At 74.4% G+C, this 13,032-nt stretch carries 10 protein-coding genes and 1 pseudogene; 7 read left to right on the top strand and 4 right to left on the bottom strand.

Annotated elements, in window-relative coordinates; genetic code table 11:
- The first annotated feature begins 50 nt into the window (after positions 1-50).
- Together LX15_RS25395 and LX15_RS25390 are read left to right on the top strand one after the other, a co-directional pair.
- Entirely contained in the window at positions 51-515 is a 465-nt protein-coding gene (locus LX15_RS25395) for an adenylyltransferase/cytidyltransferase family protein (RefSeq protein WP_253672174.1), read from the top strand.
- 3 nt (positions 516-518) lie between these two features.
- The gene (locus LX15_RS25390) at positions 519-1,238 is read left to right on the top strand and encodes an HAD family hydrolase (protein ID WP_253672173.1); all 720 of its coding nucleotides are present in this window, start codon (positions 519-521) and stop codon (positions 1,236-1,238) included.
- Positions 1,239-1,350: 112 nt separating this feature from the next.
- Here LX15_RS25390 and LX15_RS25385 read toward each other — a convergent pair whose 3' ends face one another.
- Both LX15_RS25385 and LX15_RS25380 read right to left on the bottom strand, forming a co-directional pair.
- Complete coding sequence (locus LX15_RS25385) at positions 1,351-2,139, bottom strand: methyltransferase domain-containing protein (RefSeq protein ID WP_253672172.1); 789 nt, start codon at positions 2,137-2,139, stop codon at positions 1,351-1,353.
- Positions 2,140-2,169: 30 nt separating this feature from the next.
- Positions 2,170-3,249: a PseG/SpsG family protein gene (locus LX15_RS25380; RefSeq protein WP_253672171.1), complete on the bottom strand. Its 1,080-nt coding sequence runs from the start codon at positions 3,247-3,249 to the stop codon at positions 2,170-2,172.
- A gap of 632 nt (positions 3,250-3,881) precedes the next feature.
- Between LX15_RS25380 and LX15_RS25375 the strand changes: the two genes are divergently transcribed.
- From LX15_RS25375 to LX15_RS25355, 4 genes are read left to right on the top strand one after another with little or no spacing between them, the layout of a single operon-like run.
- Positions 3,882-4,901 (top strand): hypothetical protein, encoded by a 1,020-nt coding sequence (locus LX15_RS25375; protein ID WP_253672170.1) that lies wholly within the window; start codon positions 3,882-3,884, stop codon positions 4,899-4,901.
- Entirely contained in the window at positions 4,898-6,154 is a 1,257-nt protein-coding gene (locus LX15_RS33265) for a pentapeptide repeat-containing protein (protein ID WP_308213518.1), read from the top strand. Before LX15_RS25375 ends, LX15_RS33265 begins: the two co-directional genes overlap by 4 nt.
- Before the next feature lie 47 nt (positions 6,155-6,201).
- Positions 6,202-7,140 (top strand): NAD-dependent epimerase/dehydratase family protein, encoded by a 939-nt coding sequence (locus LX15_RS25360; protein ID WP_253672169.1) that lies wholly within the window; start codon positions 6,202-6,204, stop codon positions 7,138-7,140.
- Complete coding sequence (locus tag LX15_RS25355) at positions 7,137-9,494, top strand: glycosyl hydrolase family 65 domain-containing protein (RefSeq protein ID WP_253672168.1); 2,358 nt, start codon at positions 7,137-7,139, stop codon at positions 9,492-9,494. Before LX15_RS25360 ends, LX15_RS25355 begins: the two co-directional genes overlap by 4 nt.
- Here the strand turns inward: LX15_RS25355 and kamB are convergent.
- Both kamB and LX15_RS25345 read right to left on the bottom strand, forming a co-directional pair.
- Positions 9,484-10,131 carry a 16S rRNA (adenine(1408)-N(1))-methyltransferase KamB gene (gene kamB / locus LX15_RS25350; protein ID WP_253672167.1) on the bottom strand — a complete coding sequence of 216 codons (648 nt, stop codon included), beginning with the start codon at positions 10,129-10,131 and terminating at the stop codon, positions 9,484-9,486. The genes LX15_RS25355 and kamB overlap by 11 nt on opposite strands.
- A gap of 76 nt (positions 10,132-10,207) precedes the next feature.
- Positions 10,208-11,341, bottom strand: coding sequence for a DUF371 domain-containing protein (locus LX15_RS25345; RefSeq protein WP_253672166.1), 1,134 nt, complete (start codon positions 11,339-11,341; stop codon positions 10,208-10,210).
- A 1,377-nt stretch (positions 11,342-12,718) separates the two neighbouring features.
- On the opposite strand from LX15_RS25345, the pseudogene LX15_RS25335 reads away from it, so the two are divergent.
- A pseudogene (locus tag LX15_RS25335) lies at positions 12,719-13,032 on the top strand (transposase); the annotation flags it as partial.

Raw genomic sequence — 13,032 nt, 5'->3', positions numbered from 1 at the left:
CCCACGAAGACTGGGGTGGTCGTGTGCCTACTTCGCCAAAAGTCGTCTCGATGACGCGAGCACGGGAGATCAGGGAACAGCTCGCCAGCAGCGGAACCACGCTCGGCGTGTGCCACGGGTGCTTCGACATCCTCCACAGTGGACACGTCCACCACCTGACGCAGGCGGCGGCCCGCGCCGACCGGCTGCTGGTCTCGGTCACCGCGGCCCGCCGGATCAACAAGGGCCCCAACCGCCCGATCTTCGGCGACCAGGCGCGGGTGGCCGTGCTGGCCGCGCTGGAGGCCGTGGACTACGTGCTGCTCAACGACGACGACACCGCGGTCCCCCTGATCCGCGCGCTGCGGCCCGACTACTACTTCAAGGGGGCCGACTACGCGGACATGCGGGACCCGAGGGTCGTCGAGGAGGTCGAGGCGGTCAACGCCGGCGGCGGCAGCTTCGTGCTGACCGACGACGCGGTCTTCGACTCGTCGACCAGGGCGGCGGGCCTGCTGCTGGAGTCGGGGAGGTAACGGGTGAGCCGCGCGGCCACGGGCGAGGGCACCCTCGTCGTCCTCGACATCGACGGCACCCTCCTGGACACGCCGCACCTCCCGGCGTGGCGCAGGGGGTTGGCCAGGGTGCTCGGGGACCACGCCCCGGACCGGAGCGCCGAGATCAGCGTCGAGCAGTACCACCGCCACGTCGCCGGCCGGCCGAGGCAGGTCGGCGCCGCGGCGGCCCTGGGGATCGCCGGGCTCGACCCGACGCCGGAGCTGGTCGAGGAGCTGGCGGTGGTCAAGCAGGAGCTGTTCCTGGAGCAGGCCGAGGAGACCGTGCTGTTCCCCGACGCCAGGGACTTCCTCGACGCGGCGGCGCGGGAGGGCACGCCCGTGGCGTTCTGCACGGCCTCCCGCAACGCCGGGGAACTGCTGGCCAAGCGGCTGCCAGGCCTGGACGGCGGCGACTGGCTGCTCGACCGGCTGCACCAGAGCCTCGGGCCGCACGGCCACTACGGGGACGTGCCGAGGCCGGAGGCGCTCCGGCGGGTGGCGCGTGCCTGGAACTGGTCGCCGGACCGGTGCGTGCTGGTGGACGACGCCCTGTCGGGTGTTCTCGCCGGGCAGGAGGTGGGCATGCGCCCCGTGCTGCTCGACCGGTTCGGGCTCGGTGTCGCCGCGCCGGGGTGTCCCGTGGTCGCCACCCTCGACGAGCTGCGCCCGCTGCCCGGCGGGCTCCGGCTCCCCGTCGCGTAGGGGATGGGCCGTGGTCGTCCGTCCCGCGCCGTGGAAGCCGCCCTCCGGCGGCTTCCACGGCGGGCGGTCCCCACTCGTCGGGCCAGAGTCCTCACTCGTTGGGCCAGGGTCCTCACTCGTCGGGCCAGGTGAGCTGGTCGACCAGGGAGGGGAGCCGGCGGGCGTCGGCGGAGGTCATCACCCGGCCGAAGTCGTCGCCGTCGTCGTCGAGGATCGGCTCGCCGGGCAGCAGCGCGGCGAGCCTCGGGTCCAGCGGGATCTCCAGATACAGCCGGCCGCGGTCGGTCAGCCGGTCCGGCACCTCGGTGAAGAACCGGCGGAGCAGGCCGAGCGGCTGCGCGCTCTGGTCGTACAGGGCGACCGACGGCTCCCACCGCCCCTCGGGCACGGGCGCGCGCGGGTCCTGCCGGGGCAGGTTCGCGTAGATCACGTCGAACCGGCCGTCCAGCGCGTCGAACAGGTCACTGGTCACCAGGCGCACCGGCGCGCCGTGCCGTCGCGCGTTCTCGGCGGCCAGCTCCAGCGCCTCGGGGTCCACGTCCGTCCCGACGAACTCCCCGGCCAGCTCCAGCGCCATCGTGCAGACGGCGGCGCCGGCCCCGCACCCGATCTCCACGGCCCGCACCTCCTGGCCGGCGAAGTCGGTGAGGATGCGGCGCACCAGGGGCTCGTTGTACCGGCGGACGGCGAGCGCGCGCCGGTCGCTGCGGAACGGCCGGCCCAGGTAGTGGACCTCGCCGAGCACGTACCCGAGCGGGACCCCCGCCACGTAGTCGGTCAGCATCGCCGCGGCCCTGGCCAGCCAGCCGTCCCCTCCCGGCCAGCCGTCCACGGCCGAGGGGCTCACCCCGGCGGCGGCGGCGAGCAGGTCGCGCAGGCGGGACTCGTCGATCCTGGGCACGGTCGTCCTCCAGTCGTCGGGGAAGGGCGCTCAGCGGGGGGAGAGCAGCGGGTCCAGCGCGTCGAGGACGCGGCCCCTGCCCGCGCCGTCCACCAGCTCCCACGCGGCGCCGGCCAGCTCGGCCCTGCGCCGGGGGGACGTCAGCAGCGTGCGGACGGCGGCCCCGGCCCGGTCGGGGGCGGCGAGCACCTCGGCGAGCGACCCGAGCCCGTGGACGCAGCCGGCGGCGAGGGCGCTGCGGTAGACGGGGACCTGGTTGTCCACCACCCACAGCGCCGCCGCGGCCGCGCCGACGCAGCAGATCTCCGCCAGCGAGGTGCCGGCGGCGCTGACGACCAGGTCGGCCGAGGCCATCAGGCGGGGCAGCTCGCTCGTCGGGCGCAGGACGGCCAGGTGCTGCCCCTGGCCGGTGGCGAACGCGTCCGCGTCGATCTCGTTGCTGATCACGGTCAGCCGCAGGGACGGGCAGGAGTCGAGCAGGAGCCGGGTGAGGTCCTTGGCCGCGCCGCGGGCGTCGGTGCCGCCCAGCACCAGCAGCACGCGGGGAGCGCGGCCCGAGGAGTCCACTGTGGACGGACGTGTCGCCGGCCGGGCGGCGCGGACCTGGTCGCGCACGAGCGCGTAGCGCGGGCCGCGCAACAGGACCGCCTGGTCCGCGTCCTCGGGCGCGGGATCCCGCTCCGCGCCGAAGGTCTGGTCGACCAGGACGTCGCCGGGCACCGGGCCGGAGTGCCGGTCGTACAACGCGACGACCGGGGCCACCGAGCGCGCGGCCGTGTAGTGCTCGGGGCCGAGGCGGTACGAGTCGATCACGACCGCGTCGGCGTCCAGCTCCCGCAGCACCCGCGCGAAGCCCGCGGCGGTGTCCGGGGGGTGGCGCACGACAAGCCCGCGCGCGTCGACCTCCTCGGCCAGCCAGGCGACGTCGCCGAGGTCGGCGACGAACACCGGCGTGCCGCCCCTGGCCGTGACCTCCTCGGCGAGGGCGAGGCAGCGCACGACGTGCCCGACGCCCCACGCCGTGGAGGCGTCGGCGCGCAGCGCGACGACGCGACCGGCCAGGCGGGCCGAGGAGGGATGGGTGCCGTCCGTCTCGACGGGGTCCGTCATGTCGCCTCACCGCATCGTCCCCCGCGGGCGCGCCCGCGTCCGGCGTTCCACCGAAAAAACGAAACAACAGCAATGGGGAGGCTACCGCGTTCGCGGGTCTCCCGCCTTATTGGGAGAAAGACTCGAAACAGTTTCTTCCTCGGTTGGCCCCGGGGTGTCAGAATGTTTGCGTGTGATCGGCGTCGCCCTCGTCTGGAGTATTCCGGTGCGTCCGTTGACCGTGCGATCCTGTTCCGCGGAACGGGTTGTCGACGATCTGTGCCGTTCTCCGGTCGCACGGGGTCGCGCCGTGGGAAGGGGGCGAGCGTCGCGTCTCGCCGGTGGCCGGCGGTTCACCGTTGGCGCCGGTGGCGGCCGGTCAGCGCCGTCCTCGCAGGTGGGGCGCTGGGCGTGGCGACCTCGCCCGTCCTCCGCCACCATCGTCGACCACCCGTTCCCGTTGTCCCGCCGACGTGATTTCCTTCCCTCGCCGGCGTGAATCGATCACCGTTCTTCCCGGTTCGCGCTCCGGCCGAACCACCCGCCCGCCCGCCGACAAAAGTCACGCGTGAGGTCGGCGGCGGGAGGCCCCCGAAAGGCACCAATTCCCTGACCCGCACCCCCTGTTCGTTGTCGGACGAAGGAGACTGGCGTTGAGCGGAAACAGCCCGCATGAGCTGAAGAACGCGGCCCAGCGAGCGGCGGACTGGCTGGTGGAACGGCAACGCCCGAACGGCGCGCTGCCCTCCCGCACCGCCGTCATCGAGTCCTGCTACAAGGGGATGTGGGCGCTGCACACGGCGGGCCACACGCAGGCCGCCAGCGCCGTCGCCGACTACGTCACGTCGCTGCTCCAGCCGGACGGGGACATCCCGCAGCCGAGGGAGGAGCGGTACTTCCTCGACGTCCACTACCTCTACGCCAACGGCTACCTGACCATCGGCGCGCACGTGCTCGGGCGGTTCGGCCTGTCCCGCAAGCTGATGTCCTTCGTCGAGACGATGCGTAACCCGGCCACGGGCGGGTTCCGCTCGCACGGCCCGGCCATCCCCGGCGACGGGCGCTGCGACTCGGTCTCCACCAGCATCAGCGGCCTCGCCGCGCTCTACACCGGTCGTGTCGACACCGCCCGTTCCGCCGCCGACTTCCTCGGCTCCCTGTGGGTGGGGCAGCCCGACCGCAAGAACGTGTTCCACGCCGTCGCCGACGCCTCGGGCGCGGTGCTGACGAGCGACGACGCGGTCGCCGTGCAGGTGCGCAAGGCCGAGGGCGACTGGTACTTCATCGGCCTGCCGGCCTTCTTCCTCACGGCGCTGTACGAGGCGACCGAGGACCGCGCCTACCTCGACCTCGCCACGGACCTGATGACCTACATGGACGAGGACTGCGACGAGGACGCCTTCGTCGACTCCTCCTGCGGCAAGGCCGGCGTGGCCGCCGCGCTGCTCTACCGCCTCACCGGCAGGCCGCGCTACCGGGAGATCGCCGAGGGCATCGGGACCCTGCTGTGCGAGCGGCAGTCGCCGTACGGCTACTGGTCGGAGGAGGAGACCGGCGACGTGGCCGACCTGTTCTGGGGCGACCTGGACATGACGGCCGAGTACGTGCTGTGGCTCGACCTCATCGGCAGGAACCTGGCCAGCGGCGAGCGGGTGTGGGCGGGGAAGCGGTGAGCGCCGACGCCGGGGTCTGGGGCTGGGCCGGAGAGCTGGACGGCCAGCCCCCGGACGAGACCCTCGCCGAGGTGGCGGCGCGCGGCCCGGCCACGGCGGTGGAGCTCCTCACCGGGCGGCTGCCCGTCGGCGGGTTGCTGGTCGTGACCGCCCGCGCCGGCCGGCCCCGGCCGGACGCCGGCGCGCTGGCCCGGCTCACCGCCGCCGGCCTGTCCGTGGAGGTCCTGCGGCTGGCCGGCGCGGAGATCGCCTCCGGCGGCCCGCTGCGCCAGGTCGCGGACCGCGCCACGCCACCGGACGTGCTGTTGCTGGACGCCCCGGACCTGGCCGCGGCCGGCGGACGCCCGATCGACGGGCTGGTCCTGCGCAACCTGGTGGAGCGGCTGCGGGAGCGGCTGCCGAGGACCCGGCTGGCGCTCTACGTCAGCGGCGCGTGCTTCGTGGTGCGGCACGCGTTGCCCGGCACGCTCCTGCTGACCCTGCCCCCTCAGCCGGACGACGCGGCGCCCGCCGAACCGGTGGCGGACCTCGTCGACGGGTTCGCGTCCGCGCTCGGCGGTGGGGACCCCCGCGCCGTCGTGGCGGCGGGCGACCTCCTGGCCCGGCGGCCGGACTTCGACCCGCTGAGCCCTCCCGCGCGCCTGGCCGAGGCCGTCGCGGCGGGGGCGGACGCGCTGCGGTCCACTGTGGTCGGTCTGCTGCGCCGGCACTGGCCAGCGGCCCCCGATCAGACGGCCGCGCCGGGGCCGGACGAGCCCGCTCCGGCGCCGCGCACGACGGCGGTGCTGTACCGGCTGCTGTCGTCGGCCGAACCGGACGGCCCCCGGTCCACCTTCCGTCAGGTCGACGTCGCGCGGTGGTGGTGCGCCCTGCGCGCGGACAGCTACGAGACGCTCAGCGCGGTGACGACCGCCCTGCGGCACGAGGACCTCGCGGGCGCCAACCTCGCGTACGCGCCGTCGCTGGAGCACTGCGACCTGACCGGCGCTGATCTGTCCGATGTGGACGGATATCGGCTCAACGCGTCCGACGGCGCGCTCGACGGCGCCGCGCTGGCCCGCTCGTGCCTGGCCAGGGGCCACCTCAAGCGCGCGTCGCTGCGGGGAGCCGACCTCACCGGGGCCGACCTGGAGTTCGCCTCGTTCCAGCAGGCCGACCTCACCGGGGCCGACCTGACCGGGGCGGACCTGCGCCGCGCCCTGCTGGACCAGGCCGTGGGACTGCCCTCGGCGCTGTCGGCCTCGGCGTCGTAGTCGGCCCTCCTGGCCGGCGCTCCGGCGCCCAACCACCGGGGAAGGACATGCGGATCATCGTGACGGGGGCCGCCGGTTACGTCGGCCAGGCCGTCCTCGCGCGGCTGCTCCACGACGGGCACGAGCTGACCGCCGTCGGGCACCGCCGCCAGGTCGGGTGGCCGCCGGGAGTGCCGGCTCGCCACCTCGACCTGACCGACGCGTCGGCGGCGCGGGCGGCGGTCGACGGCGCCGAGGCGGTCTGCCACCTCGCCGGGCTGACCCGGGTCAGGGGCAGCGGCGCGGCCGTCGGCCCGTACTACCGGGCCAACGTCGTGGCCACCCTGAACGTGCTCGACGCGCTCGTCGCCCGCCGGCGGGACGGCGACGACCCGCCCCGCGTGGTGTTCCTGTCCAGCGGCGCGGTCTACGGGCCGACCGGCCACGCTCCGGTCCCCGAGTCCCACCCGACCGCGCCGACCAGCGTGTACGGCGCCACCAAGCTCGCGGCCGAGCAGGCGGTCGGCTGGTACGCCGCGACCGGCGCGGTGTCGGCGGTCTCGCTGCGCCTGTTCAACGCCGCCGGCAGCGTCCGACCCGGTGTCGGCCCCGACGACAGCACGCTCGTCGCGCGGGCGCTGGCCGTCGCCTCCGGCCGGAGCCCGGCGCTGCCCGTCAACGGGGACGGCACGACCGTGCGGGACTTCGTGCACGTGGCCGACGTCGCCGACGCGGTCGCCCGCGCCGTCGCGACGCCGGCGCGGCGGCCGGCGCGGGTGTTCAACCTGGGCGCGGTCCCGGCGAGCGTCCGCGAGGTCGTCGCGGCGGTGGAACAGGTCACCGGGCGGCGGGTGCCCGTGGAGCACGGCCCGCCGAACCCCGCCGACCAGCCCTGGCTCGCGGCGGACACCACCGCCGCGCGCCGGGACCTCGGCTGGACCCCGGAGCGGTCCAGCCTGGAACGGATGATCGAGGACCAGTGGCGGATCGGTGGTGCGCAGCGATGACGATCACGGCGGAGGGCGGGGGCCGGGACGCCGCCCCGGGCGCAGCCCCAAACGCAGCCCCGGGCGCGGACCCCGGCTGGACCATCGAGCGGACCAGCTACCGCCCCACCGAGGACAGCTACTACGAGAGCCTCTTCGCCCTGTCCAACGGGCGCGTCGGCGTTCGGGCCACAGTGGACTTCGAGGCGGGCGGCGGCTGGCCCGGCTTCTTCCACGCGCGCTGGTACGCCAGGGCGCTGACCGTGCGCCGGCACCTCGTCAACGCGCCCACCCCGGCCTTCCGGAGCGTCCTCGTCGACGGGCTGCCCCTGACGGTGACACCCGACCGGATCACCGAGTTCCGGCAGCGCCTCGACCTGCGCCGCGCGCGCCAGGAACTGGTCGTGACCGTGCGGGACGGCCGGGGCCGGCACACCCGCGTCGCGTCGACCGTGCTGCTGCCGGCCCAGTTCACCGCGACGCTGCTCCAGCGCCTCGTGGTGACCCCGCTGGACCACGACGCGCCGGTCACCGTGCTGACCGGGGTGGACTGGTCGACGGGCAACGGCGACCTCGGCGGGACGCTGCCCCGGGTCCGGCTGCACCACGCGGAGCCGCTGGAGGTCGCCCACCGGCCGGGCCGACTCGACCTGCGGGTCCGCAGCTTCGGCCACCAGGAGGAACTCGTCGAGCGGCTGGCGGTCCTCGCCGACCCGGCGGCCAGGGACGTCGTCGTCGGCCGCACGCGCCTGGCCGAGGGCCTGCGTTTCGCCGGAGGGGCAGGACGCGACCTGCGCGTCGACACGCTCGCGGTGGTCGACGCGCCGTTCGACGACGCCCCGGCCGTCGACCCGGACGTGGACGCCGTGCCCGACCTGGACCGGGTCGTCGCCGAGCACGAAAAGATCTGGGCCCGCCGCTGGAAACGGCACGCCGAGGTCGACGGCGACCCCACGCTCGTCGAGGGGCTGCGCTACTCGCAGTTCCACCTGTTCGGGTCGATCGACCGCGCCCGCGCGGTCCACAACGTGCCGGCCAGGGGGCTGACCAGCGAATACCACTCGGGGCACTTCTTCTACAACACCGAGTTCTTCGCCCTGCCGCACGCCGCGTGGACCGACCCCGACGCCGCCAGGGCGATGCTCCGGTTCCGGATCTCCACCGTGGACGCCGCGTGCGCCCACGCCGCGCGCACCGGGCACGTCGGCGCCCGGTTCCCCGAGGAGGCCGACCTGTTCGGCGACTCGGGCTCGCCCGCCCTGGTCAGGGACGTCCTGCGGGACGACGAGTGGCGGGAGCGGGCCGGCGAGCAGGTCGTGCACACCAGCGCCGACGTGCTGCACGCGCTCCGCTCCTACGTCGAGATCACCGGGGACCGGGAGGTCCTCCACGAGGAGTGCGTGCCGCTGCTCGCCGAGGCGGGGCGGTACCTCGCCGGGCTGCTCCGGTTCGACCCCGAGGTGGGCGGGCGGACCGTGCGTGGCGTGATGGGGTTCGACGAGTTCCATTACGACGTCGATCACCATTTCGGCACCAACCTCCTCGCGGGCTGGGGCCTGTCCTGGGCGGCGGAAACCCTTCTCGACCTGTCCGCCCGGAATCCGTCGGTCCTGGCGGAGCTGGAGCGGCGGGAAATCAGTCGGACGCTTCTCCAGAAATGGGTCGACTGGGCGGGGGAGGTGTATCTCCCGCCGACCAGGGACGGTGTGGTCCCGGTCTTCGACGGGTACTTCTCACTGCCCGACGAGACGTGCGAGCGCCACCCGGGTCAGAATCTCCCCCTCCCGGTGAAGGAGAACGACGAGCGCCGGTCGGGCGGACTGGTCAAACAGGCCGACGTCGTCCAGACGATGGTGTTGTTGTCCGAACGATTCTCGCGTTCCGACATCGAACGGAACCTGCGGTACTACGAGCCCCGCACGGCGCACGGCAGCTCGCTGAGCCCCATGACGCACGCCATCGCGGCGGCGTGGGCCGGCGACGTCCCGCTGGCCACGCGGCTGCTCGCCGGGTCCGCCCGCTACAACCTCGACTTCGCGCCCAGGGAGAACTTCCGCAACGGCGTCCACCTCGGAGCGGCGGCCGGCGCCTGGCTGGTGCTGGTCCGCGGCTTCCTCGGCGCGGACCCGGCCGGCGAGGAGCTGCGGTTCGCCCCCCTGCTGCCGGAGGGCGTGACCCGGCTGCGGGTTCCGCTGCGGTGGCGTGGCCGGGGTTTGACCGTGGTGCTCACCCCGGGGACCGTGGAGTTGCTGGCCGACGCGGACAACGCGCTGCCGCTGCCGGTCCGGGTCGACGACACGCGCGTCGAGCTGGCCCCCGGCGCGCGGCGGACGTTCACGCCCGCCCGACGCCCGGGGTCCGGCGTCACGGACTGATCGTGCCGGTGAGCGCGAGCACGTCGAACCGGTCGCGGGAGGAGTGCAGACGGCGGGTCCAGGAGGTCTCCAGACCCGCCACCTCCTCCGGCTCCAGGTAGCGGCAGTCGGCGAGCTTCCACCCGGCCTCGGCGTAGCGGGGCGCCAGCCACTCGTCGGCGGAGTCCGGGGTGGGCTCGGGGTGCTCGCCCACCTCCGGCACCGGGGGCCGCCAGGCGTGCAGGTTCAGCGCGACCAGGAAGGACGCGCCCGGCCGGCACACCGCCGCCATCCCGCGCAGCATCTCCGGCGAGGAGCCGAGGACCCCGCGCAGCAGGCTGCCCCACGGCATGAGGACGTGCAGCTCGCCCACCCCCGACAACGGGGGGAGCCGCTCGGCGGTGGCCCACAGGTACAGCAGGTTGGGCAGGCCGCCCTTCGCGGGCTTGGCCGCCGCCTTCGCCGAGATCTTCTCCATCCGGCTCTTGTCGGCGTCGAGCGCCACCACCAGCCGGGAGGGGTTCTGGCGGGCGACCTTGTACGGATGCTTCCCGTCGCCGGTGCCGACGTCGAGCACCACGTCGTCGTACTGACTCCGTAGCTGCTCGAACTCGGCGTCGGAGAACTCCTGGACCCGCTTGCCCACCACGCGGCGCATGCCGGTCAGCGTAGCCGTGACGACGGCGGCGACCCGTGGTCGCGGGAGCGCGTCAAGATCCACTCCGGCGCGCGGCTCAGCCCCGCGACCGGTGCCGGAGCACGAAGTCGTACGCGGCCTTCCTGCCCCAGTCCGGCCGCTGGGCCAGGGCCATCGCCACCGTGCGGGCCGGCACCCCCTCGGCCAGCAACGCGGCGACGAACGGGTCCTCGCCCGGCTCGTCCTCCCCGGCCCCGCCGGGGGCCGGGTCCAGGCAGCAGACCACATCCCCGCCACGCGGGGCCTCCGCCAGCAGCGCGTCCAACTCTCCCCACCTCGGCTGCTCGCAGGCCGAGGCCGCGACCCCGGCCAGCGCGGCGGTCCTGGTGCCGCGCAGCCGCTCGGCGTCGGCGAACACCGCCTCCAGCGAGGAGGCGGGGACCCGGAGCACCAGCCGGGACTCCGGAGCGGACCGCACCTGCTCCCGCCGCCGGCTCCGGTCGCCCACGAGCAGCCGCCCGCGCGCCGGGGACGCGGCCGCGACCGCCAGCGGCGCGGGCAGCCCCACGCACTCGACGGCGAACCGCTCCGGAGCGCCCAGCAACGCGGTGACCGACGCCCCCGGCAGGTCCTCCGAGGCCAGCACCAGCACCCGGCCGCCCTCGGGCACGTCCGCCTCCCCGAGCGGCCCGCCCACCACGCGGGCGGCGTCGCCGACCAGTGCCCTGGCCTCCTGGTCCTCGGCCACCACCACGTCGGCCGCGGCGATCTCGGCGGCGAGCCGCTCGGGGTCCGCGCCGGCGTGGCAGAGCACGACGCCACCCCTGCCGTCCCACCGGCCCTCGTCCCGGTCGACCCTGACCTCGATCTCCGCGTCCGGCCGCGCCAGCAGGGACACCAGCTCCCTGGGCAGGTCGGCCGCTGTCGTGTCGGCGTCGGTGGCCAGGGTGTTGGCCAGGCGCACCCCGCTGCGGCGGATCACCGCCCTGCCGCCGGGCCGCCACGCCGAACTGGCGAGCGCCCGCACGACCGCCCGCTGGTCGCCGCAGGTGATGGTGACCCGGACCGGGCCGGCGACCCGTCCGCCGCTGACGAGCGCGGCGTCCACACCCACCACGCAGGTGGCCCTGCCGGTGATCGCGCTGTCGGTGGTGAACTCCAGCGTCCGGTCGTGGGTCGCGCGGATCTCGGCCGATCCCCGGCAGGTCAGCAGCAGCATCCCGTCCGTCACCCCTCCCCACGCACCAGCGTGCCCTCGGCGTGCCGATGGGCGCACGCCAGCCGCGACACGGCGCGATCCAGAGGTCCCCTGGGGACGGCGGAGGCGACGACGGCGGCGCGACGGACGGTACTAGGCGCTCGGCGCCGGCCCGGCGGCGCCAGGTGCGCTGTCCGGGGACGCTTGGTGACCTGGCTGGCTGGTGTCTGGCCGCCGACGCTGGTGTGGGGTCGGTGAAAGTCGTACCAGTCGAGGACGGCTGTGTGAGGGCGTGTTGGCGGCCGGTTTCTGAGGTGTGGGGCTGGTGGTGGGCCCCTTCGTCAAGCAGGGTGCGGTGGAAGCGTTCCCTGTGCCGCGGTAGGTCCAGGCGTTGTCGGTAAGTACTCGGTGGACGCTCATCGGGCGGTGTTTCGGTGTGGGCCAGCGGGTTTGGTCGTCGATGGCGGTGTGCGGGCAGCGGTGGCCTCCACCGGGAACGCGGGCCTGGCGGTCGCGGCCGAGTTCGCGAGGGACGAGTTGACCGACGAGCAGTGGCAGGCGGTCGAGCCGTTGTTGCCTGTCTCCGGCGCGGAGGAGCGCCCACGGCTGGGTGAGGTGTCGTGTGATCAGCGGGATGGTTGGTCGAGGCGAAGACGGGTGTGGCCTGCCGGTAGGGCGTAGGCCGTGGAAGAGGTGTCGGCCACCGGTTCTGGCGGTGGTCGTGCCGGCACCCTGACTGTGGTGACCCGGGCGCGGGTGAGCGCCGAGGTGGTCAGCGAATGCGGCCGGGAGGTCTGGGTCGGCGTCAGCACCCGTGCGCGTCCACCAGCACACCGTCGGCCCCGAATCAGGTGATCACGTATCGGTCGTCCCCGTGGTGGACCGGCCACGAGGATCCACCTGGCCTGTGATGGGGGATGGCCGGTCGCTACTCGGTGGTGGTGGTTGGCGGCAACGTCAACGACCGCGCTGTGTTCACCCTGGTCATGGCAGGGCGTCTCGTTCTGTTGCCCTGGTCTGGGGAGGGCCTGTCATCCGGCTGAGGCGGGTGAGCGCGGGCAGGGGGGGTTTGTCCAGTCCCGTGATCCGGACCTGCCTGCGTAGACGGGGTGTCCCGGCCGTCATCCGCGAACGCCGGGTTCGGCGGGCCAGCCGACTGCGTCGCGGCCGGACAGGCGACGTCGCGGCCGGGCAGGCGGTCGTCCCCGGGCGTTCGACCCCGCCGCCTGCCCGCGAGCCGCATCGTGGTCGAACGCCGCGTCGACCGGCTTCAGCGGTTCCGCGTGATCGCCACCCGCGGCGACAAGACCGTCATCTCGTACCGAGAGATGGCCGATCTGGCCACGCTGCTCATCCGGCTTCGAGGACAGGCCCCAGGCCGGCGGCGCTAGGTCGTGTCCGCAAAGTGTTGTGGTCGTTGGTTGGTTCGTGGTGCGTCGTCATGAGCTGACTGATGAGTCGTGGGTGTTGATCGAGCCGTTGCTGGCTCCGCCGCGGATGGGCCGTCCGGTGCGGGACCGCCGTCAGGTGGTCAACGGGATCTTGTGGACGCTGTCCACCGGGGGCGGCCTGGCGGGACCTGCCCGAGCGGTACGGGCCGTGGAAGACGGTCTATGAGCGCTTTCGCCGCTGGTCCGCCGACGGCACCTGGGACCGTCTGCTGGCTCATGTCCCGCAGCGTTCCGACGCCGTCGGCGCGGTCGACTGGACGGTCGTGTGTGTGG

The sequence above is a fragment of the Streptoalloteichus tenebrarius genome, from assembly GCF_024171885.1.
Taxonomy (GTDB): Bacteria; Actinomycetota; Actinomycetes; order Mycobacteriales; family Pseudonocardiaceae; genus Streptoalloteichus; species Streptoalloteichus tenebrarius.
This window is presented reverse-complemented; position numbering and strand designations above follow the sequence as displayed.

Excerpts from the sequence above, each read along its gene's own strand:
- LX15_RS25395 (WP_253672174.1), top strand. The coding sequence starts at position 51 with ATGACGCGAGCACGGGAGATCAGGGAACAGCTCGCCAGCAGCGGAACC.
- LX15_RS25380 (WP_253672171.1), bottom strand. The coding sequence starts at position 3,249 with ATGACGGACCCCGTCGAGACGGACGGCACCCATCCCTCCTCGGCCCGC.
- LX15_RS25360 (WP_253672169.1), top strand. The coding sequence starts at position 6,202 with ATGCGGATCATCGTGACGGGGGCCGCCGGTTACGTCGGCCAGGCCGTC.
- LX15_RS25355 (WP_253672168.1), top strand. The coding sequence starts at position 7,137 with ATGACGATCACGGCGGAGGGCGGGGGCCGGGACGCCGCCCCGGGCGCA.
- kamB (WP_253672167.1), bottom strand. The coding sequence starts at position 10,131 with ATGCGCCGCGTGGTGGGCAAGCGGGTCCAGGAGTTCTCCGACGCCGAG.